At 70.9% G+C, this 24,924-nt stretch carries 20 protein-coding genes and 1 pseudogene; 5 read left to right on the forward strand and 16 right to left on the reverse strand.

All coding sequences use genetic code 11. The annotated features are described in order from the left end of the window. Nucleotides 1-41 precede the first annotated feature (41 nt). Nucleotides 42-785, forward strand: a complete 744-nt coding sequence (locus ACFQU3_RS23625) for an SDR family oxidoreductase (protein WP_385914376.1) — start codon at nucleotides 42-44, stop codon at nucleotides 783-785. 74 nt (nucleotides 786-859) lie between these two features. Here ACFQU3_RS23625 and ACFQU3_RS23630 read toward each other — a convergent pair whose 3' ends face one another. The 6 genes from ACFQU3_RS23630 to ACFQU3_RS23655 form a co-directional block, all read right to left on the reverse strand. Next, nucleotides 860-2,581 carry a thiamine pyrophosphate-dependent enzyme gene (locus ACFQU3_RS23630; protein ID WP_385914379.1) on the reverse strand — a complete coding sequence of 574 codons (1,722 nt, stop codon included), beginning with the start codon at nucleotides 2,579-2,581 and terminating at the stop codon, nucleotides 860-862. Between the two features lie 131 nt (nucleotides 2,582-2,712). Next, the gene (locus ACFQU3_RS23635; protein ID WP_385914382.1) at nucleotides 2,713-4,509 is read right to left on the reverse strand and encodes a beta-galactosidase family protein; all 1,797 of its coding nucleotides are present in this window, start codon (nucleotides 4,507-4,509) and stop codon (nucleotides 2,713-2,715) included. Between the two features lie 48 nt (nucleotides 4,510-4,557). Next, the gene (locus ACFQU3_RS23640; protein ID WP_385914384.1) at nucleotides 4,558-7,290 is read right to left on the reverse strand and encodes a beta-galactosidase; all 2,733 of its coding nucleotides are present in this window, start codon (nucleotides 7,288-7,290) and stop codon (nucleotides 4,558-4,560) included. 23 nt (nucleotides 7,291-7,313) lie between these two features. Next, complete coding sequence (locus ACFQU3_RS23645; protein ID WP_385914386.1) at nucleotides 7,314-8,231, reverse strand: carbohydrate ABC transporter permease; 918 nt, start codon at nucleotides 8,229-8,231, stop codon at nucleotides 7,314-7,316. Further along, complete coding sequence (locus tag ACFQU3_RS23650) at nucleotides 8,231-9,202, reverse strand: carbohydrate ABC transporter permease (RefSeq protein WP_385914389.1); 972 nt, start codon at nucleotides 9,200-9,202, stop codon at nucleotides 8,231-8,233. The genes ACFQU3_RS23645 and ACFQU3_RS23650 overlap by 1 nt, the downstream gene beginning before the upstream one ends. A 4-nt stretch (nucleotides 9,203-9,206) precedes the next feature. Next, the gene (locus ACFQU3_RS23655) at nucleotides 9,207-10,508 is read right to left on the reverse strand and encodes an ABC transporter substrate-binding protein (protein WP_385914391.1); all 1,302 of its coding nucleotides are present in this window, start codon (nucleotides 10,506-10,508) and stop codon (nucleotides 9,207-9,209) included. Between the two features lie 335 nt (nucleotides 10,509-10,843). Between ACFQU3_RS23655 and ACFQU3_RS23660 the strand changes: the two genes are divergently transcribed. Next, the gene (locus tag ACFQU3_RS23660; protein ID WP_385914394.1) at nucleotides 10,844-12,043 is read left to right on the forward strand and encodes an ROK family protein; all 1,200 of its coding nucleotides are present in this window, start codon (nucleotides 10,844-10,846) and stop codon (nucleotides 12,041-12,043) included. Nucleotides 12,044-12,080: 37 nt separating this feature from the next. Here ACFQU3_RS23660 and ACFQU3_RS23665 read toward each other — a convergent pair whose 3' ends face one another. The 4 genes from ACFQU3_RS23665 to ACFQU3_RS23680 form a co-directional block, all read right to left on the reverse strand. Next, on the reverse strand, nucleotides 12,081-13,361 hold the full coding sequence (locus ACFQU3_RS23665) for a glycoside hydrolase family 27 protein (protein WP_385914397.1): 1,281 nt from the start codon (nucleotides 13,359-13,361) through the stop codon (nucleotides 12,081-12,083). 184 nt (nucleotides 13,362-13,545) lie between these two features. Continuing rightward, nucleotides 13,546-15,417 carry a TIM barrel protein gene (locus ACFQU3_RS23670; protein WP_385914400.1) on the reverse strand — a complete coding sequence of 624 codons (1,872 nt, stop codon included), beginning with the start codon at nucleotides 15,415-15,417 and terminating at the stop codon, nucleotides 13,546-13,548. Between the two features lie 9 nt (nucleotides 15,418-15,426). Next, nucleotides 15,427-16,350: a shikimate dehydrogenase gene (locus ACFQU3_RS23675; protein ID WP_385914403.1), complete on the reverse strand. Its 924-nt coding sequence runs from the start codon at nucleotides 16,348-16,350 to the stop codon at nucleotides 15,427-15,429. A 42-nt stretch (nucleotides 16,351-16,392) separates the two neighbouring features. After that, complete coding sequence (locus ACFQU3_RS23680) at nucleotides 16,393-17,766, reverse strand: MFS transporter (protein WP_385914406.1); 1,374 nt, start codon at nucleotides 17,764-17,766, stop codon at nucleotides 16,393-16,395. Nucleotides 17,767-17,937: 171 nt separating this feature from the next. On the opposite strand from ACFQU3_RS23680, the gene ACFQU3_RS23685 reads away from it, so the two are divergent. Beyond that, nucleotides 17,938-18,954, forward strand: a complete 1,017-nt coding sequence (locus ACFQU3_RS23685; protein WP_385914409.1) for a LacI family DNA-binding transcriptional regulator — start codon at nucleotides 17,938-17,940, stop codon at nucleotides 18,952-18,954. Nucleotides 18,955-18,996: 42 nt separating this feature from the next. Next, entirely contained in the window at nucleotides 18,997-19,449 is a 453-nt protein-coding gene (gene aroQ, locus ACFQU3_RS23690) for a type II 3-dehydroquinate dehydratase (RefSeq protein ID WP_385914411.1), read from the forward strand. A 35-nt stretch (nucleotides 19,450-19,484) separates the two neighbouring features. On the opposite strand, the gene ACFQU3_RS23695 is transcribed toward aroQ, so the two are convergent. From ACFQU3_RS23695 to ACFQU3_RS23720, 6 genes and pseudogenes are all read right to left on the reverse strand, one after another. Then, nucleotides 19,485-20,105: a DUF1349 domain-containing protein gene (locus ACFQU3_RS23695; RefSeq protein ID WP_385914414.1), complete on the reverse strand. Its 621-nt coding sequence runs from the start codon at nucleotides 20,103-20,105 to the stop codon at nucleotides 19,485-19,487. A gap of 109 nt (nucleotides 20,106-20,214) precedes the next feature. After that, nucleotides 20,215-20,424: pseudogene (locus tag ACFQU3_RS23700) on the reverse strand (cyclase family protein); the annotation flags it as partial. Between the two features lie 379 nt (nucleotides 20,425-20,803). Next, nucleotides 20,804-20,998, reverse strand: a complete 195-nt coding sequence (locus ACFQU3_RS23705) for a hypothetical protein (RefSeq protein ID WP_385914417.1) — start codon at nucleotides 20,996-20,998, stop codon at nucleotides 20,804-20,806. A gap of 58 nt (nucleotides 20,999-21,056) precedes the next feature. Continuing rightward, complete coding sequence (locus tag ACFQU3_RS23710) at nucleotides 21,057-21,368, reverse strand: hypothetical protein (RefSeq protein ID WP_385914419.1); 312 nt, start codon at nucleotides 21,366-21,368, stop codon at nucleotides 21,057-21,059. 137 nt (nucleotides 21,369-21,505) lie between these two features. Continuing rightward, entirely contained in the window at nucleotides 21,506-22,342 is an 837-nt protein-coding gene (locus tag ACFQU3_RS23715) for an alpha/beta hydrolase (protein WP_385914422.1), read from the reverse strand. 94 nt (nucleotides 22,343-22,436) lie between these two features. Beyond that, entirely contained in the window at nucleotides 22,437-23,420 is a 984-nt protein-coding gene (locus tag ACFQU3_RS23720) for a LacI family DNA-binding transcriptional regulator (protein WP_385914424.1), read from the reverse strand. 167 nt (nucleotides 23,421-23,587) lie between these two features. On the opposite strand from ACFQU3_RS23720, the gene ACFQU3_RS23725 reads away from it, so the two are divergent. Further along, complete coding sequence (locus ACFQU3_RS23725; protein ID WP_385914426.1) at nucleotides 23,588-24,919, forward strand: ABC transporter substrate-binding protein; 1,332 nt, start codon at nucleotides 23,588-23,590, stop codon at nucleotides 24,917-24,919. Nucleotides 24,920-24,924: the final 5 nt, after the last annotated feature.

Here is a 24,924-nt window from a genome sequence, read left to right on the forward strand (position 1 = left end):
AAGTGAGCGAGGCGAACCCGCACAACGAAGGAAGGAACGGCATGCGCCAGCACGGTCAGAGCCTGCAGGATGCCGTCGTCGTCGTCACCGGCGCCGGCGGCGGGATCGGAGGGGCGATCGCCCGGCTCGTCCTCAAGGCGGGCGGCCGCGTGGTCGCCGGGGACCTGCGGCCGGGATCGCTCGCCTCGCTCCGCGAGGAGTGGGACGAGAGCCGGGTGGCCATCAGCGTCGGGGACGTCCGCGACGAGGCGACGGGCGATGCCCTCGTCGCGGCCGGCGTCGACGCCTTCGGCCGGGTCGACTCGGTCGTCGCCAACGCGGCCATCGGGTTCTACGGCGGCCTCCTCGACTACTCCGCCGACGAGGTCGGGCTCATGGTCGACGTCAACGTCAAGGGCACGGTGTGGCTCGCCCGGGCTGCGGTCCGGCAGTTCCGGGCCCAGGGCGACGGCGGCGACATCGTCATCATCGGCTCTGTCGCCGGGCTGATGATCGGCGGGGGGAAGGAGGCCGTGTATGCGGCCACCAAGGGCGCGCAGATCAACCTGGGCTACGCGCTCGACCGCGAGCTGCGGAGCGAAGGCATCCGGACGACGACGATCGCACCAGCGGGCGTCAACACCGCCTTCGCCGCCGCTGACGGACGGTTCGGCGACCGCGCGCCGTCCCAGGGTCCCTTCATGGAGCCCCGGGACATCGCGGAGGCGGTCGTCTACACGCTGCGCCAGCCGCGCCGCATGCGGACCGAGCTCTGGACGATGTGGAGCATGTCCGAGGAGCACTAGTCCCGACCGTCGCGCACCATCGTGATGCCGGGGGGCTGCCCGCCGAGCCCCGACCGCACCCGGCCCCGGAACGTCTAGCGGCTCTCGAAGGTCTCCTTCGCCTTGGCGATCGCGAAGCCCCATCCCTGCGCGACCGTCGGCCTCGGCGGAACCGCCACCTCCTCGGGGTTGGTCACGACGTCGAGCAGCACGGGCCCGCCCTGCCCGAGCGCCCACCCGACCGCGTCGTCGAGCTGTGCCGGTTCGGTGACCCGTCGGCTGGCCAGTCCCATGGCCGCTGCCACAGCAGCCAGGTCCGGGTTGTCCAGCGCCGTGCCGAACTCGGGCAGGCCGCCCTGCTCCTGTTCGAGCTTGACCATCCCGAGGCTGCCGTTGTCGAAGACGACCACGACCACCGGCAGCGAGTACGTGACGGCCGTCCGCAGGTCACCGAGCAGCATCATCAGCCCGCCGTCGCCCGCGAGCGCGACGACCGGCCGCGCGCGGTCGAGCGCCTGGGCGCCCAGCGCCATCGGCAGCGCGTTCGCCATGGAGCCGAGGTTGTAGGAGCCGAGGAGCCGCCGGGTGCCGCGCATCGTCACGAAGCGCGCGGCCCAGGCGGTCGACATGCCGGTGTCGCTCGTGAAGATCGTCGTGTCGGGGGCGAGCCGGTCGATGGCGGCGGCCACCGCCTCCGGCCGGATGCGCTCGTCGGGGTTGTCGAACACGGCGCGCACGCGGCCGAGCAGCCGCTGGTCGTGCCGGGGGTCGAGCAGCGCCTGCTGCCGCTCGCACCAGTCGGCGTATGCGGTCACGGCTGCGTCGAGGTGCCCGCGGTCGGTCCGCCGGTCGAGGCGCGGGAGGAGCAGCCTGAGCGTCGCCGCCGCGTCACCGACGAGTGCATGCTGCACGGGGGTCCGACGTCCGACGTGCTCCCCGCGGGAGTCGAGCTGGATGACGGTCTTGCCCGTCGGGTACCAGTCCCGGTACGGGAAGTCGGTACCGATCATCACGAGGACCTCGCACTCGTCCATCGCCTTGGCGGCTGCCGGGTTGCCGATCAGACCTGACTGGCCGACCTGGAACGGGTTGTCGCGCTCGAGGCCCTCCTTGCCCTTGAGCGTCAGCACCATCGGCGCCCCGAGGGCCTCGGCGAGCTCCAGCACCTCGCGTCGCGCCTCACGCGCACCGCACCCCACGAGCAGCGTCACCGGGACGTCGTGCGCCAGGGCGATGACGGCGGCGCCGACCTGTGCGTCCGGGGCGGCCGACGGCAGGGCCGGGGGCGCGAACGAGGACGCCATGGTGCCCTTGGCCACCTCGAGGTCGCCGACGTCACCCGGCAGGGTGAGCACCGATACACCCCGTCCCGCGCACGCGGCATTCACTGCCTGCTCGAGCAGATGGGGCAGCTGCGCGGGCGAGGTCAGGCTCTGGGACCACAGGGCCACGTCGGCGAAGAGGGCGTTGTTGTCGACCTCCTGGAAGAAGTCGGTCCCGATCTCGGAGCCGGGCACCTGTCCGCAGATCGCGAGAACCGGAGCTCGCGACTTCTTCGCGTCGTACAGGCCGTTGAGCAGGTGGATCGAGCCCGGACCGACCGTCCCCATGCATACGCCCAACGTCCCGGTCAGCTGAGCCTGGGCGCTCACGGCGAACGCTGCCACCTCCTCGTGCCGGACCCCGACCCATTCGATCCGGTGCTCCCTGCGGATCGCGTCCGTGAGGGGGTTGAGCGCGTCACCGACGACGCCCCAGACCTGGGTCACTCCCGCGTCGGCCAGCGAGGTGATGATGTGCTCGGCCACCGTCGTCATGTGCTGTCCTTCCGCGTCGACCGGCACCGCTGAACGCTGCTCGGTGCTCGTTCTGGGTCCGTACCCAGGGCGTGCGACGAGCAAGCGAAGAGCCTCCTCCGCGCGGATGCCGACGCGTCGGGCGGGACCGGTCAGATCTCCGTCGGTCCCAGGTCGGGGGCAGGCCGGAACGACAGGTCCTCGGCACGACCCCCGTGCAGCTCGAAGAGCACCAGGGTGTTGGCGCCCGGGTGCGTGGCGGGTCCCGGCACGTAGAGGGTGCGCTGTGGGCCTCGGCTCCAGTAGCGCCCGAGGCAGAAGCCGTTGACCCAGGCGACCCCCTTGCCCCACGCCCCGGTGTCGAGGTGGAGGTCGGCGGTGTTCTCGAGGTCGAAGGAGGCGACGGCGAAGGCGGGGCCGGTCACCGACGTCGTGGCGGGCGTCGCGTAAGGCAGCACCGCGGCGGGGTCGAGCCCCAGTGGGCGGGTGCGCCAGCCACGCAGCTCCTCGTCGTCGAGCAGCACGGGGCCGAAGACGCCCTTCGCCTCGCCGATGCGCGTGCCGTAGTTGACCCGGCCCTGGTCCTCGACGAGCAGGGTGAGCTCTCCGGGTCCGCCCGCCGGGATCGGCAGGCCGAATGCCTTGTCAGCCCGCGAGAGCGTGCCGACGGGCACCCCGTCCACCGCGACGACCGCGCGGTCGCGCACCTCGGCGACCGAGAGCAGCCTCGGGGCGGAGCGAGCCGGCAGGTCGACGGCATACAGCGTGAAGCCCTGGTAGTGACCGAGCTCGTCCGACGTGGGCACGTGCGGCGTCTCGACCTGCTCCCCGAGGCGCTCGACGACGGAGGCGAGGGACGCCGCCCGCTCGAGGCGCAGGGCGGGGGTCGGGGCGACGGGGCGGGTGCCGGGAGCCTCGTCCGGCACGGCCGCGTGCCTGGCGATCGCCTCGCGGAAGGCCCAGTACTTCGCCGTCGGCCAGCCGTCCTCCGACAGTGGCGCGTCGTAGTCGTACGACGTCACGGTGGGCTGGTAGATGCCCTTGTCGTTCGCGCCGTTGGTCAGGCCGAAGTTCGTGCCGCCGTGCACCATGTAGAGGTTGACCGACGCGCCGGCGGCGAGGAGGTCGTCGAGGTCGGCGGCCTGCGCGGCGGCGTCGGTGACGTGGTGGGGAGCGCCCCAGTGGTCGAACCAGCCGTTCCAGTACTCCATGCACATGAGCGGCCCGTCGGGCTGGGCCTCGCGCAGGATGGCCAGACGCTCGGGCGAGCGCGACCCGAAGGTCGCCGTCTTGTGCACGTCGCGGAGCCCACCCCGGTCGAACATCGTCGGGTCGGCCTGGTCGCACGTGACCAGCGGTACCTCGATACCGGCCTCGCGCATGATCGACACGATCGACTTGAGGTAGACGTCGTCGTCGCCGTAGGCGCCGTACTCGTTCTCGACCTGCAGCAGGATCACGGGCCCGCCGCGGGTCACCTGCCGTTGCGCGACGACGGGCAGCAGCGTCTCGAACCAGGCGCGCACGGCCCGCAGGTACACCTCCTCGCTGGTGCGAACACCCACGGCCGGGTCGCGGAAGAGCCAGCCGGGAAGGCCGCCGCCGTCCCACTCGGCGCAGATGTAGGGCCCCGGCCGGACGATGGCGAGCAGGCCCGCCTCCGCGACGAGATCGAGGAAGCGCGGGAGGTCGAGCTGGCCGTCGAAGCTCACCTGCCCCGGCTGCGGCTCGTGGGCGTTCCACGGGACGTACGTCTCGATCGCATTGAGCCCCAGCATCTTCGCCTTCGCGATGCGGTCGGCCCACTGGCCCGGGTGCACCCGGAAGTAGTGCAGGGCACCGGCGATGACCCGCATCGGGTCGCCGTCGAGCAGGAAGCTCTCGGCGCCGATCTCGAATCGTCGTGGGCGGGGGTCTGCGTTCTCGGGCGCAGCAGCGCGCTCGCTCATGCGGTGTCCTCGGGTCGAGTCGGTCGGATGTCAGGGCGGCGCGCGCGTTCAGCCGGGGGCAGGCGCGAGCCGGATGGCGTTCAACGTGGACGAGTGGCTGCCGCGGGTGCCACGCACCGCCAGTGTGAGACGTGAGGCGTGGACGGTCCAGGCTGCCGGGAGCCAGAGGCGGTCGGGGTCGCCGCCGGTGAACCGCGGGCGCCCGGCGCCTCCGGTCCACAAACGGCCGAGGCACTCGCCACCGGCCCAGGCGGTGACGCGCAGGCCGTCGCCGTCGACCTCGATGACGTGCCCTCCCGTCAGGACGGGGACGTCGACGTCGAGCCAGAGCTCCGTGCCGGGTTCGAGGGTCAGCGGCAGGTCGACCACGTCGCCGTCCCCCGGCGGGCGGGCGGCGTACTGCGTGAGCACCGTGTCGGGCTCGGCGCCGCAGGACCATCGCTCCACGTTGGTCACCCGGAGGACCTGTGCCCGCAGCGCTGGGCGGCTCGGGTCGTGAGGCAGTGTCACGGCGACGCTGGACCCGCTGCCCGCGGGCAGGAGCAGCCAGGGGTCCTCGGCCGTCACGGTCCGCGGCGTCCCTGCGTCGACACGCACGAGCGCCGGCTCCCGCAGCCCTTCGAGGTGGAGGGCGTGCTCGTGCCCCGGGTCGAGGCCGAGGTCGCGTTCGTAGGTGACCGGGGCGCCGACCCTGGTGCTGCTCCAGCCGCCGAGCGCACGGATCGGGGCGGGAGGCCCGGCCCACTGTCCCTCTGGGAGCACGCGCCACAGGGCGGTGACCTCGCGGACGCCTCGGACGGCCCACACCGAGCCGAGCCCTCGCAGCCCGCCGAGGCGCAGGGCCGGCAGCCGCGCGTCGTCGAAGTTGGGGTGGCCCCAGATCTCGACGACCGCCGTGATGGCCGTGTCCCCTTGTGCCGCACCGACATCCACGCGCTGTGTCGCACCGAACGTCGCGGCCGACGGCAGGCTCACGTCGCCAACGCTCAGGTCGAGCACGTCGCAGGCACCGAACACGAGCAGCTCGGAGACGTCGGTGAGGTCCGCGGTGGTGGCATACGTGCCTCGGCCACGGTGGACGCCGAGCGCCTCCAACGGCGGTGGGACGCCCGGGGCGTACGTCACGTGCGCCTCGGGCCCGCCGGTCCGGACGTTCACCCGCGACACGACGACGTCCGTCAGGGCTGGGTCCTGGCGAGTGCGCCCCCCGTCGGCCCCCGGCTCGGGAGCGGCCGGGGTGCCCGGCATGGTGCGCGCGCGCAGGTGCACCTCGACCGCCCTGCCCGATCCGTCGGTGCCGACGACGAACGTGTGCGCGGGGGTGCCCGGCTCGGGCGCTGCCAGCGTGACAGTGGCACGGTCCCCCGCGGTCGTCACCGGGCCGCCGCTCGGGGCGACGACCTCGTGCAGACCGCGGAGCACCACCGTCACCGGCACCTCCGACGCGAACGTGAGCTCGAGCCTTCCCGGCTCTGCGGCCACCGCGACGAGGTCCGCGCTGGCGAGCGCCATCGTGGCGTCGACGCCCCAGCCGTCGAGCGGGAGGTCGAGCAGGACGAGAGGCGCCGCACCGCCCGCCACGATGAACGTCGCGGCGCCGTCGAGGAGCTGGACGGTTGCGGTGCCGGCCTCGTCTGCGAGGTTCGGCACGGCCAGCAGCCGCCCTCCCCCGCTCAGGTCCAACGCGGATGGTGCACTGCTCGTGGGGAACTCGGCGCTGAGCCGCACCGCCGTCACGGGATCGGCGGGGCGTGACCGGGCGAGCCGGGGGCCGAGCGTGTCGATCACCTGAGCGAGCACCTGGGCCTCGACGTACTCGGCTCGGGTGGCCCCCGTCGACGAGACGTAGCCGCCGAAGTCGTACCCGTGGCTCATGAAGCTGCCCGGCTCGCCCCAGTTTCCGGTCGCCGGCGTGAAGCCGAAGTTCCACCCCGACGACTGCAGGTACGGGGCGATGAACGAGGCGCCGCTCGCCAGCAGCCGCCGCAGCGTGCGGTGGCTCCGGTTGGTCTCGGTGACGAGGAGCGGCAGGCCCCGGCCACGCGCCAGCTCGGCGTAGTGGCGCACCTCCGGCTCGATGTCGGGGCTGTCGTCCGCGGGGTAGAAGTTGAACGCGGGGATGACCCCGTGGACCTCACCGGTGGCTCCCTGCAGGTCGCCCTGCCCGGCGCAGGCGACGAGCGGCACGGTGATCCCGTGCTCGAGGGCCAGGTCGCGCAGGGCCGCGATGTAGCCGGCGCGGTCCGAGCAGTCGAAGAAGTCGAGCTCGTTCTCCAGCTGCACCATCACGACCGGGCCGCCGTCGTGGTGCTGACGGGCAGCGAGCATCGGCATGACCCGGTCGAACCACCGCCGGACGTGGGCCAGGAAGGCCACATCGTTCTGGCGCACGCGCAGGTCCGGGTCGAGGCCGAGCCAGGCCGGCAGACCACCGCCGTCCCACTCGGAGCAGATGTACGGCCCTGGTCGCGCGATGACCATGAGCCCCACCTCGCCTGCGAGGTCGAGGAAGGCGGCGGCGTCCCGGCGACCCTCGAACGCCCACTCACCCGGCGCGAGCTCGTGGAAGTTCCAGGGCAGGTAGACGTCGATGCAGTGGTACCCCGAGTCGCGCACCTGCTCGAGTCGCCGGCGCCACTCCTGCCGCGGCAGGCGGAAGTAGAACAGCGATGCACAGAGCAGGGTGCGAGGCGTGCCGTCGATGGCGATGCCGTCGGCGTCGACCGCCACCGACGGCACCGTCACCGTGTCCGGGCTCGCGTCAACCTTCGTGTCGGTCACGGCACGACTCGTCGTCCCCGCCGTCACTTGACACCCGCGCTGCCGCCGCTGATGTCCATCTCGTAGAGGTAGCGCTGGCCGAAGTAGTAGACGGCGATCATCGGCACGGTCAGCAGGATGGAACCGACCATGACGGAGTTCCAGGGTGGAGCCTGCAGGGCCTGCGACGTGCTGGTGATGTACTGCACGCCGAGCGACAGCGGCATCTTCGACTCGTCGTTGAGGTAGATCAGCGGTCCCATGAAGTCACCCCAGGCGTGCGTCAGGGTGAAGATGCCGATGGCGATGAGGATCGGCCACAGCATGGGCAGCATGATGCGCCAGTAGACGGCGAAGAAGCCCAGGCCGTCGACCATCGCCGCCTCGTCGATGTCGCTCGACAGCCGTGAGACGAACTGCCGCACGAGGAAGACGTTGAAGGCGTTCGAGAAGAAGTTCGGCACGATGAGCGGCAGGAACGTGTTCACCCAGCCGAGCTCCTTGAAGAGCAGGAACTGCGGGATCATCGTGATCTGGGCGGGGATCATCATCGTGGCGATGACGACCATGAAGAGGACGTTCTTGCCCGGCGCGCGCAGGCGCGCGAACGCATACCCGACGAGGCCGCTGGAGAGCACCTGGCCCACCACCGCCCCGACCGAGATGAGCACCGAGTTCAGCAGGAACCGGCCCATCGGCAGGTCCGTGCCGAACACGCGCACGAAGTTCTCCCAGTGGAACTCGTGGGGCAGCACCGTGAAGGTGTTGGCATTGACCGTCTCGTCGCTGGAGAGGGCGATCGACACGACGAACACCAGGGGCACCGACAGCAGCGCCGACACCACGGTCAGCGTCGCGTAGGTGAAGGGCGTCGCCCGGAAGGCACGCAGGATCCGGGTGCCCTTGCCGGGGCCCGAAGCCACGTCGGCCGCTGTCGTCTGGGCCTGGGTCAGCACTGACATCAGCGCACCTCCGTCTCGTAGAACACCCATTTCCGCGTGGTGCGGAAGGCGAGCAGCGTGAACACCAGGATCACGGCGAACAGCAGCCAGGAGATCGCCGACGCGTACCCCATGTGGTAGAAGGAGAACGCCTCGTTGAACAGCAGCGGCACCATCATCTGGCTCGAGTTGTTCGGCCCGCCCACGGGCTTGGTCAGGATGTACACCTGCGAGAAGATCTGGAAGGCCCCGATCAGGCCCATCACCAGGTTGAAGAAGATGATGGGCGTCAGCTGGGGCACGGTGATGCTCCAGAACTGCCGGATGGGGCCTGCCCCGTCGACCTCCGCGGCCTCGTACAGCTCGCGCGGGATGCCGCGCATCGCGGCGAGCAGCAGCACCGTGGCGCCGCCCGCGCCCCACACCGACAGCACGATGAGGGCCGGCTTGACCCAGGTGCTGTCGAGCAGCCAGGCCGGACCGGAGATCCCGAAGAACCCGAGGAGCTGGTTGAGCGGCCCCGACGGCGCCAGCACCATCTTGAAGATCATCGCCGTCGCGACCAGCGGCACGAGGGTCGGCAGGTAGATGAGCGTCCGGAAGGCGCGTTGCCCACGCACCTGCTTGTTGAGCAGGTTCGCCAGCCACAGCCCGAGTGCCAGCCCGAGCGGCACGGAGATCGCCGCGTAGTAGAGCGTGTTCCAGAGGGCCTTCCAGAAGACCGGGTCGTGCCGCAGGAGCGTGACGTAGTTCTGGAAGCCGACCCACACCGGCTCGGTGAACGTGTCCCACTCGGTCATCGAGAGGTACACCGAGGCGATCATGGGGCCGAGGAGGAACACGAGGAAACCCACCAGCCACGGCGAGACGAAGAGGTAGAACCACATGGCCTCCCGGCGGGCGCGCGGGCTCAGCCGGTGGCGGGTGCGCTTGGGCGGGGGGCCCTCGTCGACGGCGGGTGGCGGCGTGCGCCCCAGCGTGGTGACGCTCATGACCTCACCCCGCAGGCTTGACGATGGTCTCCAGCTGCGACTGGATCGCTGTCAGGGCGCTCTTGGCGTCCTGCTTGCCGAGCCAGAAGTCCGCCAGGCCGTCGTCGAAGGCCTTCTGCATCTCGTTCCACTCGGGGATGAACGGGGCGCGGTAGACGAACTCGCTCGACTTCGCGAAGGCCGTCATGTCGACCGGCTTCGTCATCCAGCTGGGCTTGAGGAAGGCGTCGCTCTTCTGCACCTCGATGTTGGCCGGCACGTCCTGGCCGGTGTCGATGATGACCTTCTGCGCCTCCGCGGAGGTGAGGAACTCGATGGCCTTGAAGGCGGCATCCGGGTTCTTGGAGGTGCGCGAGATGGCAAGGCCGCTGCCGAAGGCGGTCACCGCCTGGTCCTTGCCGCGCCACAGCGGTGCGATGTCCCAGTCGACCTTGCTGTCCTTGAGCCCGCTGATCGCCCAGAAGCCCGTCGTGTTCACGGCGACCTTGCCGCCGGCGAAGGCCTGGTCACCGCCGATGTCGGCACCCATGTCGGCGTACTGCTCCTTCGTGGGGACGACCTTGTTCTTGAACGTCAGGTCACCGGCCCACTGGAGTGCCTCGATGACCGCGTCGCTGGTGACCGTGGGCTTGCCCGTCGACGGGTCGATGATCGCGCCACCGTTCTGGTAGACGAAGCTCCACCACTGGGCCCACCAGCCGGCGCCGGCGTAGCCCCAGGTCTTGCCGGGGACGGTGACGCTCTCGAACGCCCCGAGGATCTTCGCCCAGTCCCAGTCGGGTCCCGGCGTGCCGAGGCCAGCCTTCTCGAAGGCGGCCTTGTCGTAGTAGACGATCATCGCGCCCGAGCGGTCGGGGATCGCGTAGACCTTGTCCTGGTACGAGTACAGCTTGCCGATGCTGCCGAAACGCTTCTCGAGGTCGAGCCCCGCCTTCGTGGCGAGCTCGTCGAGCGGGAGCAGCTGGTTCTTGCTCGAGTAGACGTTGACGTTCTCGGCGACCTCCATGATGTCCGGCCCCGACCCGCCGGCGATCATGGTCTGCACCTTCTGGGCGTACGCGTCCGAAGGGATCAGCTGCAGCTTGACCGACAGGTCCGGGTACTTCTTGACGAGCAGGTCGATGCGCTGCTGGTAGGCCTTCTTGTCGGGTTCACCACCCCACACCGTCATGACGAGCGGCCCGCCGCCGCCCTTGCTCCCTGCGTCGCTGTCGGCGCCGCACGCGGTGAGCGTGATGACTCCGACTGCCGCGGCGCCGAACCCGAGGAATCCCCTGCGCGTCACGTGCGTCGTTCCGATGGCCATGGCCTGCCTCCTTGCGGACCGGAGGTCGGACGCGCCGGTGCGCCGACCTTCTCTGTGGGTTATTATTACCATTGGAATTAATCACCGCGCCAGAGCTGCGGTCCACCTGATGGGACCCCGCTCCTCGGACGGAGCGAAGGCGCCCGCACCCGGAGAAGGTAGGGACGCCGTATGCCGTTCCGCTCGGAACGCCGCCACCCTCCGGCCTCGTCCCACGGGCCGCGCCGGCATCTCCGGACGGGATCGCAGGCGGCGGTTAGGCTGACGACGCACGGCACGGACGAGTCGCTGCCGGCCGAACGGAGGTCCGTCCACGGCCTCACCAGTGGAGGGTCATGACCGCCCGTTCCGCAGCAGACATCCGCCGCGGCAACCTCTTCGAGGTGCTCCGGCGTGTCTCCGTCGGCGGCCCCGTGAGCCGCCAGGAGATCGTGACGGCGTCGAGCCTCAGCATGGCGACCGTGGCGAGCATCGTCTCCGAGCTCATCGCGCTCGACCTGCTGACCGAGTCGGAGACCGTCCGACGTGCCACCGGCCGCCCGCTGACCCGGCTGACCGTGAACCCGGCCTTCGGCCTGTTCATCGGCGTCGACGTCGCCGAGACCTACATCCATGCGGCGCTCTTCGACGCGGCGCTCGACGCACGCGCCGACGAGCGCGTGGCAGTCGTCGAACCGGTGGGCGACCCGGCGGGTGTCGTGCAGCAGATCGCCGAGCTCGTGCGCCTGCTGTCCGACCGCGCGAACGGCGACCAGGTCAGAGGAGTGGGCATCTGCGTGCCCGGGCTCGTCGACGATGCCGACGGCGTCTCGGTGTTCGCGCCCAACTGGGCCTGGCGCCAGGTCCCGGTGCGCCGCATGCTCGCTGAGCAGTTCAACCACCCGGTGCACCTCGACAACCCCCTGCGCGCGCTCGTCGTGAGCGAGCTCTGGCGCGAACCGGGGCTCGGCGGCAAGAACCTGGCCGTCGTCAACCTCGGTACCGGCGTCGGGGCCGGTCTCGCCTTCGGTGGCGACCTCTACCGCGGCACCTCCAACAGTGCAGGCGAATGGGGCCACACGACCGTGGTGCTCGACGGATGGGCCTGCCGCTGCGGCTCGAGCGGGTGCGTCGAGGCCTACGTCGGGGCACCCGGACTGCTGCGCCACCTCCAGGAGGCCGACCCCCGTCACCGCGCCCTGCGCCTGGGCCAGACCGAGGCGATCACCGAGCTCGCCCGGTCGTTCGCGGCAGGAGACCCGGCCGCGATCGCGGCCGTCCACGCGGGAGGTCGCTACCTGGGCGCCGGGCTCGGCAGCCTCGTCAACGTGGTCAACCCCGACGCCGTCGTCCTCGTGGGTTGGGTCAGCGACCTGCTCGGCGACGCACTGCTCGCGGCTGCGCGTCGCGATGCCGAGTCACACGCCCTCGTCCGGCCGCTGGCCGCTGTCGAGTTCAGCGTGCGGTCGGGCACCGGCAACCCGGTGGCACGCGGAGCGGCCACGTTCGCGCTGGAGGCAGCCCTGACGCACGACCACACGGAGGGCACCCGCTGACCCTCCTGAGGAGGGCAGCGAGCAGGATGCAGTCTGGCTACGCGCTCGCGCGAGCGGCGACGTGCAGCAGGGCGCTGCCGTGCGACGGGAGCTCCAGCGTCAGGGACCCGTCGGCGCCGAGGGACAGTGGTTCGTGCAGCCAGAGGTCCCGCACCTCGCTCGACCGATCGCCGACGGTTGCCGAGTCGATGACGACCTCGGTCGGCTCGGGGCCGAGGTTGAAGGCCGCGAGGTATCGACCCTGCCGGTCCTCGGCGTGGGCTGCCCAGATGACCTGGTCGCCACGCCGCATCACCTCTCGGTTGCCGGAGCTCGCGCGGTGCACGGCGAGCACCTCGTCGTTCGTCAGCAGGCTCAGCGTCTCGTCGGACGTGCTCGGCAGATGACCGCCGAACATGAGCGGCGACCTGGAGACGCACCACAGCGTCATCATGGTGCGCTGCTCGTCGGGCGTGAGACGGCTCTGGCGCTCGGGCCCGCGCTCGGCGCGGATCCCGATGTGGCCCAAGGGAAGCATGTCCGCGTCGGGCCAGCTGCCCGGCCCGGCGTGGCCCGTCCAGGACGCCATGCGGGCGAACTGGTCGTGCACGTCCTCCCACCGGTCCCAGAGGTCGTCGGACACGCGCCACATGTCGGCGTGCCCACGCAGGTGGTCTGCGTGCGAGACCGACAGCTCGCGCCCGGGCGACAGGCTCAGGACCATCGGGCGCCCGCAGCCTCGCACCGCGCGCGAGAAGGCCGCGATCTCCCGCTCGTGGTAGGGCCCGAGCATGTCGTCGACCTTGACGAAGTCCACTCCCCACTGCGCGAGAAGGGCGCAGACGGAGTCGTAGTACGCCTGCGCGTCGGGATGGTCGTGGTCGATCCCGACGTTGTCGCCGTTCCAGTCGCACGTCGAGGACGGGTCGGCGACGTCGGCGGCCGTGCTGCCGGTCCCCTCGACGGGGAGGCCGGCCGCGACGGCCCGCCGAGGTATGCCGCGCATCAGGTGGACGCCGAACCGCAGCCCGAGCGCGTGGACTCGGTCCGCAAGCGGTCCGAACCCGGCACCGCCGCCTGCTGAGGGGAACCGGTTCTCCGCCGGGACGGGTCGCCCGTACGCATCCAGGCGGAGGTCGGCGTCCACGTTGTAGGTGCCGGCGACCGCGCCCGGGTCGTGCCACTGGATGTCCACCACGACCGTGTTCCAGCCCAGCGGCAGGAGCCGCTCGGCCATGAACTCGGCGTTGGCAAGGACCTCGGCCTCGGTGACCGACGTCCCGAAGCAGTCCCAGCTGTTCCACCCCATGGGTGGCGTCTGCGCGCCCGGCGTCACCATGGCGCAGAGACTACCCACGCCCGGGCCGCGCATGGCTGCGCGTGAGATGTCCTCGCCCATCACCTCGAGTGGCTTCACGCTCGTGGGTGATCGCCGCGTGGTTGACGAAGGCCGGGTACTGGTGACACCAGCCCGGGTCTCCAGTCCTGCCCGGGCCCTCGGCTAGCTCAGGGAGAGGCCGGGGTCAGAGCCAGGGCGTCGCCGCCTGTGCGGCCAGGCGGACCGGCGTGTTGGCCGCGCCGAATCCGCTGTACCCGGCGCGCCGTTCGAGCAGCTCGATGTAGAAGCGGCCTCCGACGAGGGGGGTGTAGAGGTGCAGCAGCTCGCCGCCCCGCTCGTCCCGGTCGTAGAGGACGTTGAGCCGTCGCAGCCGTGTGATCAGCCCGCTCGGCGGGTCCAGCCGCGCAGCGAGGTCGTCGTAGTAGGAGTCGGGGACGGGCAGCACAGCCGCACCTGACGCTGCCAGCGCCTCTGCCTCGGCGAGCAGGTCGGTGCACGCGTACGCCAGCTGGTTCACCCCCGTCCACGTGGCATGGCTCGTGCGGCGCACCGCGATGTTGAGGACGACCCGCAACGCTCCCGACTCGGGCTCGAGGACGCGACTGCGCAGGCGACCGACGGGGTCGATGAACTCGCTGACGGGTCCGGGTCGCAGGCCGAGCAGCGTGCGGTGGAACGACACCTCGGCGTCCGAGCGGTCCGTGTCGACGGCGATGCCGAGGTGGTCGAGGGGGCCCCAGCCGCCCTGGGCGCCGTCGCTGGAGACAGCCCAGGGGCCGTCGAGCTGGACCTCGACCTCCGCCGGGCTGCGCGTGGCCTGGACGCGGCCGCCCGCCTGGTGGGACTCGATGACGGGCAGGTTGAACGCATGCGCGCGCGCCGCCAGTTCTGAGTCGGCGTCACCGTGCACCGCGACCGCGGCGACCTGCGGGCGCTGCCCCGCCGCAGATCGGCGCAGCTCGAGGTCTGAGCGTGCGTCGAGGACGACGGTCGCCGCTCCGTTGCGCAGGACGGTGCGGGCCGTGTGCCGGGCCTGCTCCGTGTCGGGGCCGGTCGGTGAGACGGACGCGAACCCCAGGCTGGAGAACAGCTGGTGCATGGCCGTGTCTCCGGGAGTGACGGCGAGCTCCACGTGGCCGACGGTGGGTGCCGCCGGGGCTGGTGGTGGGTCGAAGAGCTCGACGCGAGGTCGTGCCGGGCGCTCCACGACGGTCGAGTCGTGCCGGCCGAGCTCGTGCCGCCACCTCCGGCGCAGCTGCTCCTCGAGGTGCAGCAGCGACCGCATCGCATCGCGGGCGGTGTCTCGCGGGTTCGCCTCGCGCACGATGTCGCTGAAGACCTCGAGCGACAGCGGACCGCGGTAGCCGGCCTCGACCACCGCGCCGACGACGCTCTCGACGTCGAGCGCCCCCTGTCCCGGAAAGCAGCGATGGTGCCGGCTCCACTCGAGGACGTCCATGCTGAGCCGGTGTGCGTCGGCGATCTGCACGAAGGCGATCCGGTCGCCGTCGACACCGGCGAGTGCCTCGGCACCGTCGCCGCGCGCCAGCATGTGGAACGTGTCCACGGCGACGCCCACGTTGGACCGGTCGACCAGCTCCACGATCTCGCGGGTCTGTCGGAACCGGTTGACGTGGGTGCCCCAGGCGAGAGCCTCGTAGGCCAGCGTGAAGCCGTGCTCCGCAGCCACGCCGCCCACGACGCCGAGCTGCTCGGCGGTGAGCTCCGGCTCGTCCACGGAGGCCGGGTGCACGGCGGAGCACAACAGCGCCCGGGTGGCTCCGAGCCGCTCCATGAGCTCGAACTTGGCCCGGGCGAACCGGAGCCGGTCGGGGAAGGCCTCGGGGGTCAGGCCGACGATGTCACGCAGCGGCTGGAAGAGGTCGATGTCCAGGCCGAGGTCGGCACATCGCTGGGCGATCTCCTCCGGTCGGCGCGGTGACGCGACGACGTCGGCGTCGAAGAGCTCCACGGAGTCGAAGTGTGCGGCTGCGACAGCCTCCAGCTTCACCTCCAGGCTCCCACTGATCGAGACGGTGGCGATTCCCTTGCGCATCAGGCCTCCTCAGGTGCGTTGGTCGACAACGCGGCGCTGCCGTGCCGGACCGGCCCCACCGACGACGTCGAGCCCGGTGAGCTCGGTGAAGTGGGTGGACATGCGCGTCGCGTCGGCGCGTTCACCCGTGAACAGCTCGTATGCCGCCGCGTGCTGGAAGACCGCCATGGCGCCCCCGGTCATCGTGGCGCAGCCACGCGCCCGCGCCGCGTGGACGAGCTCGGTCTCGAGCGGGAAGTAGATGATCTCGGCGAGCCACTGCGTCGGATCGAGGAGATCCGGCTCCAGCGGCATCCCCGGGCTGCCTGTCATGCCCACCGGGGTGGCCTGGATGAGGCCACCCGCGCCGTCGAGCGCGACGCCGACGTCGGAGTGCACGCTCGCGCAGGCAGGGCCCAGCGCGGCGATGAGCCTCTCGACGACCGCGTGGGCACGCGCCGGGTCGGTGTCGACGACACGAAGGTGCCGCACCCCGGCACGCAGCGCGCCGTACCCGACGGCGACGCCCGCACCCCCGGCCCCGAGCAGGACGGCGTCGCGGCCCTCGGCCTGAGGCAGCGTCACGGACAGCGCCGAGGCGAACCCGCTCCAGTCGGTGTTGTGCCCGACCGTGCGGCCGTCCCGGATGAGGACGGTGTTCACCGCCCCGAGGGCCCGCGCCTCGGGCGAGAGCTCGTCGACCAGGTCGAGCACGACGTTCTTGAAGGGGTGGGTCACGTTGAGCCCGTCGAAGCCGAGCCTGACCGCCCACGCCAACACGTCGCCGGCCGCGTCCAGCCCGAGTCCGAGCTCGGCGGCGTCGATGAGGCGGTAGGCGAGGGAACGGCCCTGGGCCGCCCCCTCGCCCTCCTGGAGAAGCGCAGCCAGCGACCTCCCGATGTGCGCGCCGAGGAGCCCGATGACGAGCGACTTCCGGCCCTTCGGTGACGACATGATGCGACTCTCCTTGGTTCTCAATGGATCTCGATGGCAGCCCTAGCGCGAGGCTTGGGGTGACAGGTGGCTGGCGTCCGTCGCCGCACGCGGCGAGTGGTTCCCGCCCAGCTGCTCCGTCGGCACGCGGTGTGTGCCGCGGGGGCCGGTCGCCACCGCGATCGCCGAGACGAGGCAGGCGACCACGGCGAAGCCCGCGACCTTCGGCCAGCCGTCTCCCGTGGGGCCGAGGAGCGCCGCGGCGATGGTCGGCGTGAACCCCGCGAGCGCGAAGCCGAACTGCGTGCCGATCGCCATGCCCGAGAGCCGCACGCTGGTCGGGAAGTACTCGGCATACGTCGAGGGCCACACCGCGTTGGTCGCGCTGTAGACGAAGCCGGCGAGCAGGATCCCGACCACCGCGGTGAGGGCCCGGTTACCACTGGCGATGACTGCGACGTAGGCGGCGGCGAGCAGCGCCGAGCCCGCGAGCCCGCTGAGGAACACCGGCTTGCGGCCGACCCGGTCGGACACCGAACCCCAGAAGGGGATGACGGCGATGGCGACGAGGTTGGAGATGATGGCGACCCAGAGCATGAAGGTCGAGCTGAAGCCGATGCCGTAGTCCTCCTTCGTGGCGAACGCGAGGGCGAAGACGGTGTAGAGCGTGTTCACCATGGCGACGAACGCGGCGAACATCACGCGCAGCACGGCTCGCCAGTGGTCGCGGAGCAGCTCCGCCAGAGGGGTGCGGGGCACGGCGTGGGCCTCGACCTCCGACTCGAAGGCGGGCGTCTCGTCCAGCGTTCGCCGGATCACGAAGCCGACCACGACGACGACGGCACTGATGAAGAAGGGGATGCGCCAGCCCCACGAGAGGAGCTGTTCCTCGGACAGCAGCGCCGCGAGCGGAAGGAACACAGCCGGTGCGAGGACCTGGCCACCCTGCGTGCCGCTGAGTGTCCAGCTCGTGAAGAAACCACGGCGGTCGTCCGGGGCGTGCTCGAACGACATGGAGTTGGCGCCGGCCTGCTCGCCTGCAGCGGAGAGACCCTGGAGCAGGCGGAGCACCACGAGCAGGATCGGGGCGAGGATGCCGATGCTGTGGTAGGTCGGGAGGCAGCCGACGAGGAAGGTCGACACACCCATGAGCAGCAGGGTGAAGATGAGGACCTTCTTGCGCCCCAGCTTGTCACCGACGTGGCCGAGCACGAAGGACCCGATCGGTCGGGCGACGTAGCCGACGCCGAAGGTGGCGAGCGAGGCGACCGTGGCCGCCGCCGGATTGCCCTCTGGGAAGAAGATCTGCGGGAAGACCAGCGAGGCAGCCGTGCCGTAGATGACGAAGTCGTAGTACTCCAGCGCGCTGCCGACCCAGGCGGCGATGGCCGCCTTCTTGGGAGTGCGCACCGGTGCTGTGCCGGGGATTGGCGTCATTGTCGATCCTCCTGGTGCAGGGCCATCTCATCCGACCGACGGCGGGCGTGCCGCAGGCGGACGAGAACGGCGATGTTCGTGGCTCCTCACGCTGCCCGGTGGGGCTACGAGGTGATCTCGACGGTAGGGAGGGCTTGCCAGATGTGGCAATCGGTTGCCAAAATTTGCCAGATGACGCGAGGCAACCCACCCAGAGCGGTGACGATCACGGACGTGGCTCGCGAGGCCGGTGTGGCGGCGTCCACGGTCTCGCGCGCCCTGAGCAATCCCGACAGGGTCAACGTCGTGACGCGCGAGCACGTGCAGCAGGTGGCCGCGCGACTCGGCTACCGTCCGAGTCCCGCCGCCCGGGCGCTCGGCACGGGACGCACATCGACCCTTGCCCTCGTGCTGCCCGACATCACCAACCCGTACTTCGCCGGGCTCATCCGTGGGGCCGAGCGCCAGGCTGAGGCCACCGGCCACATCCTCGTGATCGGCAACAGCGAGGAGAACGCCCGGGCCGAGGCGCGCATGGTCGAGAGGCTGGCCCCGAGCGTGGACGGGTTCCTGCTGGGGTCGAGTCGGCTGGCCGATGCCACGATCGTGCAGTTCAGCGCACTGCGGCCCGTCGTCCTCGTCAACCGCAGGGTCGGGTCCGTGACGAGTGTGAGCCCTGACCAGCAGGACGGCACCCGGCAGATCGTCGAGCACCTCGTCGCCCTGGGGCACCGCCGGGCGATCTTCCTGGCCGGGCCCCCTCAGTCCTGGCTGGGCGGGCAGCGCTGGGCAGGCATCTCCGCCGCGGCTCGGCGGCGTCAGCTCACCGTGCGCCGGCTCGGACCCTACGCGCCCTCGGTGGACGGAGGCTTCCTCGCGGGAGAGGCCGCTCTCGCCGACGGCGCCACGGCCGTCATCGCCCACAACGACCTCATGGCGATCGGCGCCCTGAAGCGACTGCGCTCACGTGGCGTGTCCGTCCCCGAGGACGTGAGCATCGTCGGCTTCGACGACATCTTCGGCGCCGACTTCTGCGACCCGCCCCTGACCACGCTCAGCGACCGCACCGAACAGGCCGGCCGCTCGGCAGTGGACTTGCTGGTGGCCCTGGTGCGCGACCACGGCAGGCTCGAACGCGAGGCGCCGGCCGAGATCGTCGCTCCCACCACGCTCGTCGTGCGCGGCTCCACCGGTCCCGTCCGAGGCTGACCTCCCTCCCACCACGAACCCCTTGAGAAGGAGCGCGACCCCATGTCGCCGAACGCCCCACTCGTGGCCGTCCTGAACGGCCCGAACCTCAACCTCCTCGGTGAGCGTCAACCTGAGGTCTACGGCCGGGAGACGCTCGACGACGTGCGCCGGCTGTGCCTGCAGACTGCTCAGGGCGCGGGCCTGCAGGTGGACTTTCGCCAGAGCAACCACGAGGGCGAGATCGTCGAGGCGATCCACGAGCTGCGACACCGGGTGGGCGGCATGGTCATCAACGCCGCCGCGTACACGCACACGTCCGTCGCCATCCGTGACGCGGTTGCCGTCGTCGACGCCCCGGTGATCGAGGTGCACATCACGAACATCCACCGCCGCGAGGCCTTTCGCGGGCACTCGTACCTGTCGGATGTCGTCGACGGGGTGATCGCGGGGTGCGGCACCCAGGGGTACACCCTCGCCATCTCCCGCATCGCCGGCCTCCTCACGAGGTCTTGAGTCGGCCCACGCCGGCCGTGTGACGAGGCGGACCCTCAGGAACCGTCCCGCAGGTCGCGGAGGCGGTCGGTGCCGAACTGGATGTCGTCGAACCGCACGAGGCACCCGTCTCCCGTCGGGGACTGCGCCTCGAACCCGAGCTCCGTCGACCCGTCGGCTCCGTCCAGGGCGAAGAACCGCACCATGCGCCACACCTTGCCGTCCGTCGACGCGTGGAAGGCGAAGGCCCCGTCGAGGCGCGCCACGCGAAGCCACACCGAACGACCTTCGACCACAAAGGCGTTCGCGTCGTCGGCCACACCGCGGTTGACGACGGAGACCACCATGGGCTCGCCGCTCGGCGAGTACTCGAAGCAGAGCTTGGCCCAGTGACGGTCGTCGACCCAGACCAAGAGCACGCCCGCGTCGAACGTCGCACGGAAGTCGACCGTCACACGCGCGCTCAGCTGGACGTCACCCTGCGGCGGGACGCCGAGGAGCGTGGCGGCGTTCAGCAGCGACTCCGCGTTCAGCTGGGTGCCCGCTCCGGGGTCGATGAAGATGTCGCTGTGTGGCGTGGCCTTGACCGTGACGGCCCCCGTCTCGGCGTCGAGCTTCCACGTCGAGCCCGGGGATGCCGTGAGGTCGAAGGGGATGGCGGGCGTGTGGTGTCGCACGAAGGTTCCTCTCGCAGCTGCTTGCTCCTCGCGACCGGTGATGCCGGCCAGTGACGCCGGCCGGTGGCGAGCCGAACTGCTTCGTACCACAGGCCTGCCGGCCTGCGCGTCAGCGCACGGCCACCGGGTTCACCGGAGAGCCCACCGCTCCGGTGACGCGCAGCGGGGCAGCGACGAGGAAGAACTCGAAGACCCCGTCGGCAGCGCAGGCCTGAGCGAGCGCGTCGAGGTCCCACATCTCCCCGATGAACAGGCCGATGTGAGGGATCGCCACCTGGTGCAAGGGCTGGAAGGCGACGTCGAACTCGTTCGGACGCACCTAGAACGTTCCCGCAAAGGCGTCCGCGATCCGCGGCAGGACGGGTTGCGAGGAGCACCGCCCCGAGGACGGACAGACAGCCCGACACCAGCAGGACGAGCGCCTGCGCCCGCCCGGCCCGGCGTCCCGTGGCCGGGTCGACGGGCGACGTCCCCGGCCAGGGAGCCCGACGCGACGTCACCGGAGGTCGGCGAGGAGGGGGTGGTCTGGGACACGGGTCACGCTCCGTTGCGCGGGGACGCGGTCCGGGTGACCGGCGTCGCGGTGCTCGTCAGTGTGGAGCGAGGCCGAGCCCGCGCGGAAATCACGATCACCGATCTCGGGCATCAGGCCGGCTGATGCCCGAGATGCTCGATGCTCGATGGGGGGTCGACGCCCGTCAGGCCTCCCCGCCCTCGTCGGGGTCGTCGTACTCGTCGTGCCGCTCCTCCTCGAGGTCCCGGGCAGCCCGCATCAGGTCCCACGCGCGCGCCACGACGACGTCCGGGTCGCCCTCGTCGTACAGCTCGTCGGCGGCGCGTTCGAGCGCCCAGGCCTCCGGCCGAGGGCTGTGAGCCTCTTCGGGGACTGGCATGGTGACACCTTCTTCTGGGGCTTCCTGGGGCTGACGGGGACCGGCATCCGCTGGCAGCTCAGCGCCGTCCGCCCGGAAGGGGCGTCAGCCGGCGCAGGAGCCGCACCTCGTCGCGCAGTCGCGGAGGGACTGGCAACCGCATGACCGTCAGGGCTTGTTCGTAGGCGAGCATCGTCGCCAGGTAGTCATCCCGGGCGTTCTTCAGCTGCATCGGTCCAGCGGGAGGACGGCGGGCGGCCATGAAGACCCTCCGCGCCAGGGTCATCGCTTCCCCGAGCCCGCTCAGGACCTCGGCGAGGTCCGGTGTGGCCGCGGGACACGCCGCGGGATGAAGCCAGTCCGGATCGTCGGTTCCCTTCGGTGGCGTCAAGGCCGTCATGGTGGGGCACCGCGCTTCCTACGGCCCGAGCGCGCTCGGCTGGGGCAGGTCATCCCACGATACGCCGTGCTCGCTCGACGCCCGCTGTGATCCCGGAGACGAACGCGGTCCGTGGCTCGGTTCAGACGTCAGGACACGGCCTTCGCGAGCCTCGCGACCGCATCCGCCACCCGCGGTCCGAACATCACGGCGTCGTTGTGGTCGGCCCCGGGGATCACCACCCGTTCGACCAGCGTCGTCGCCTCGTCGGCGACCCTGGCGCTCAGCTCACTCGGGACGACCGAGTCGCGGTCCCCGTAGATCACGGTCACCGGTACTGCGCTTCCGGACAGCAGGGAGGTGACCTCGAAGCGGTCTCGCAGCAGGATCCGCACGGGCAGCCACGGATAGTGGTGCGCTGCCACGTCAGCCAGCGCGGTGAAGGGCGAGCGCAGCACCATCCCCGCGGGTGCCCGCTGCGACTGCAGCGCAGCGACCACCCCCGTGCCCAACGACTCGCCGAAGTAGATCGTCCGGGCCGCTGGGTAGCCCTGGTCCTCGAGGAAGTGGGCGGCCGACGTGGCGTCCATGACGAGGCCGTGCTCGCTCGGACTGCCCGGGTTCCCGCCGTAGCCGCGGTAGTCCAGCAACAGCACGGCCAACCCGCGCCGGCTCAGCTCGGCCGCCAGCTCCGCACGCCCCGACCGGTTGCCGCCGTTCCCGGGTGCGACCAGGACGGCCATGCCCAGATCCGACGCCGGGGCGGCCGGCACGTACCAGGCGCCGAGCGCCAACCCGTCGGGTGTGCGCACGGTGACGTCGAGGGCACCCTCGATCACCTCCCCGGCCGGCGGCACCCTGGCCGAGTCAGGGAAGTAGATCAGTCGCCGCTGCAGCAACGCCAACATGCCTACCGCCAACCCGACGAGGAGCACGACCACCAGCCCGAGCGCGATACCTGTGTGGCGCCGCGTCCGCGTGACCATCCTCCATGGTGTTCCGACGGGGCCACCTGTGGTTGGCCGAGGGGCACCGTGTCACTGTCAGCATCTGGTGCGCCCGGCTGTATGCGGCGTGGCCTCAGCGGCGCACGCGGGTCGCGGGAATCTCGCCGGACCCGCGCTGGACGAGCTTGCTGGGCAGCAGAACCGTCCGCCGTGGAGCGTCGGGTGACTCGATGCGGGCCACGGCCAGGCGGGCCGCCTCGCGGCCGAGCGCTCGCGGGTCGCGCACGATGGCGGAGATGCCCAGGCCGGCCGAGAGCTCGCTCTCGTCGAGAGCGATGAAGGCCGTCTCCCGATGGTTCTCGATGCGGTCGAGCAGGACGCCCGTGCTGATGCCGAGGTTGAGTGCCATTACGGCCGTGGGCACCTCGTCGCCCCGCATCAGCTCCTGCATCGCCTGCCTACCGGCGGCTGCGCTCTCGAGGCCTGTGACGACAAGGGTCTCGTCCGGCTCTCCCCCACACCGAGCGAGCGCTCGGCGGTATCCCTTCAGGCGCTGCCTCGTGCGGAACGAGTCGGAACGCCCCGCCAGGGCGGCGATGCGACGGTGCCCGAGGGACCAGAGATGTGCCGTCGCCTCCTCGACCGCAACGTCGTCATCGGTCATGACGACGTCGACGTCCAGCTCGCCTGCTGGGCGACCCACCATGACGACCGGCGTGCCGTAGGTCGACTCCGGCCTCAGGAACTCGCGCGCGTGCCCGTCCGGCATCATGAGCAGAGCACTGACTCGTCGGTCGACCATCGCCCGGGCCAGCTCCGGCTCGCGCTCGGGGTCGTCGTCGGTCGACGCGATCAGCAGCTCGAGGCCCGAGCTCCTCAGCTCCTGCTCGGCGCCCGCGGCGACCGCCGCCTGGAAGGCGTTGGTGAACCCGGCCGTGACCAGTCCCACCGCCCGCACCCGGCTGCCGTGCCGGAGATCGCGGGCCATCGGGTTGGGCGAGTAGCCCAGCCGGCGCGCCACCTCCTCCACCCGCTGCTTGGTCGCGGGAACCACCGCTGCCGAGCCCTGCAGTGCACGGGTGACGGTCGCGGTGCTGACACCGGCCTCGCGCGCCACGTCCGAGACCGTGACCCGCTGGGACGCCGTCGACTCCCTGCGACCCCTTGCGCGCTCAACTGACATCGGCAACCCCCAGTCCTCGACGAATGTAATCGTTGACATCATGCCATGCCGTGCCCCACCATGGCGGATGTCATCGATTACATTCGTCGAAGGAGACGACAATGCCCCTGCGAACGCGCGCCGTCACGACCGCCACGACTGCCACGGTGGCGGCCGCGGTCGTCGCCCTCCTTGCCGCATGCGGCGGCGACGGGGGCGACGCCGGCTCGAAGAAGGTGCTGACGTACTGGGCCTCGCAGCAGTCACCCAGCGTTCAGCAGGACAAGGCCATCCTCGAGCCGGAGCTGCGCCGCTTCACCCAGCAGACCGGCATCGAGGTCAAGCTCGAGGTGATCCCGTTCACCGAGCTGCTGAACAAGATCCTCACGGCAACGACGAGCGGCCGCGGCCCGGACGTGCTCAACATCGGCAACACCTGGACACCCTCGCTGCAGGCATCTGGCGCACTCGTCGACTGGGACGCCGCGATGATGGACAAGCTCGGTGGCTCCGGCCGGTTCGAGCCCGCGGCTCTGGCCACGACCGGAGCCGAGGGCACACCGCCGGCCGCCGTCCCGCTCTACAACAAGGTCTACCAGCTGTACTACAACAAGAAGCTCTTCGCGGCAGCCGGGGTGACGTCCCCACCTGCCACCTGGGACGAGTTCGTCGATGTCGGGAAGAAGCTGACGAAGGACACGAACGGCGACGGCAAGCCCGACCAGTGGGGGCTGAGCCTTCGCGGACAGGCCAGCACGAACGCGGCCCACTACGCCTTCATCCTCGGTTCGGCCCGCGGCGCGGTCTTCTTCAAGGACGGCAAGCCGACCTTCGACTCCCCCGAGGCCGCGGCCGGGATCGAGCAGTACCTCTCCTGGATGGGCGAGGACAAGATCGTCAACCCCTCGGACGCCGAGAACGCGGACTGGGCCAATGTCTACGAGGCGTTTGCGGGTGACAAGGCGGGGATGATCCTCGCCCAGACCCTGGGCAAGACGTTGCACGACTACAAGCTGACCTCGAACGACTACGGCGTCGCACCGATGCCCCGGTCGAGCAGTGGGACGGGGGCCGACGTCGCCTCGTTCGTCGGCGGCACCAACGTCGCCGTGTTCAAGGGGACCGAGAACCTCGACGGCGCCGTGAACCTCGTGAAGTTCCTGACGAGCGCATCGGAACAGTCGACCCTGAACGCCGCGTACGGCACCATCCCCGCGGTCAAGGACGCCCGTGGTGCCGCCTTCGACTCTGCGGAGATGAAGATCGCGCGCGACACGATCGCCTCACGTGCGATCCCGATGCCGCGCGTGCCCCAGGAGACGCAGTTCGAGACGCTTCTCGGCAAGGACGTCGTCAACTGGCTCTCCAGCACCGCGACCGGTCGTCAGCCCTCGGCGACAGACATCAGCGCCGCCCTGGCCGCGGCCGCCGGCAAGGTCAGTGCCGGCGGATGAACGCC

The sequence above is a fragment of the Terrabacter sp. GCM10028922 genome, from assembly GCF_042666095.1.
In the GTDB taxonomy this organism is placed as follows: domain Bacteria; phylum Actinomycetota; class Actinomycetes; order Actinomycetales; family Dermatophilaceae; genus Terrabacter.

Excerpts from the sequence above, each read along its gene's own strand:
- ACFQU3_RS23645 (WP_385914386.1), bottom strand. The coding sequence starts at position 8,231 with ATGTCAGTGCTGACCCAGGCCCAGACGACAGCGGCCGACGTGGCTTCG.
- ACFQU3_RS23660 (WP_385914394.1), top strand. The coding sequence starts at position 10,844 with ATGACCGCCCGTTCCGCAGCAGACATCCGCCGCGGCAACCTCTTCGAG.
- ACFQU3_RS23635 (WP_385914382.1), bottom strand. The coding sequence starts at position 4,509 with ATGAGCGAGCGCGCTGCTGCGCCCGAGAACGCAGACCCCCGCCCACGA.
- ACFQU3_RS23715 (WP_385914422.1), bottom strand. The coding sequence starts at position 22,342 with ATGGTCACGCGGACGCGGCGCCACACAGGTATCGCGCTCGGGCTGGTG.
- ACFQU3_RS23680 (WP_385914406.1), bottom strand. The coding sequence starts at position 17,766 with ATGACGCCAATCCCCGGCACAGCACCGGTGCGCACTCCCAAGAAGGCG.
- ACFQU3_RS23665 (WP_385914397.1), bottom strand. The coding sequence starts at position 13,361 with ATGGTGACGCCGGGCGCGCAGACGCCACCCATGGGGTGGAACAGCTGG.
- ACFQU3_RS23670 (WP_385914400.1), bottom strand. The coding sequence starts at position 15,417 with ATGCGCAAGGGAATCGCCACCGTCTCGATCAGTGGGAGCCTGGAGGTG.
- ACFQU3_RS23655 (WP_385914391.1), bottom strand. The coding sequence starts at position 10,508 with ATGGCCATCGGAACGACGCACGTGACGCGCAGGGGATTCCTCGGGTTC.
- ACFQU3_RS23725 (WP_385914426.1), top strand. The coding sequence starts at position 23,588 with ATGCCCCTGCGAACGCGCGCCGTCACGACCGCCACGACTGCCACGGTG.
- ACFQU3_RS23625 (WP_385914376.1), top strand. The coding sequence starts at position 42 with ATGCGCCAGCACGGTCAGAGCCTGCAGGATGCCGTCGTCGTCGTCACC.
- ACFQU3_RS23705 (WP_385914417.1), bottom strand. The coding sequence starts at position 20,998 with ATGCCAGTCCCCGAAGAGGCTCACAGCCCTCGGCCGGAGGCCTGGGCG.
- ACFQU3_RS23650 (WP_385914389.1), bottom strand. The coding sequence starts at position 9,202 with ATGAGCGTCACCACGCTGGGGCGCACGCCGCCACCCGCCGTCGACGAG.
- ACFQU3_RS23675 (WP_385914403.1), bottom strand. The coding sequence starts at position 16,350 with ATGTCGTCACCGAAGGGCCGGAAGTCGCTCGTCATCGGGCTCCTCGGC.
- ACFQU3_RS23685 (WP_385914409.1), top strand. The coding sequence starts at position 17,938 with ATGACGCGAGGCAACCCACCCAGAGCGGTGACGATCACGGACGTGGCT.
- ACFQU3_RS23630 (WP_385914379.1), bottom strand. The coding sequence starts at position 2,581 with ATGACGACGGTGGCCGAGCACATCATCACCTCGCTGGCCGACGCGGGA.
- aroQ (WP_385914411.1), top strand. The coding sequence starts at position 18,997 with ATGTCGCCGAACGCCCCACTCGTGGCCGTCCTGAACGGCCCGAACCTC.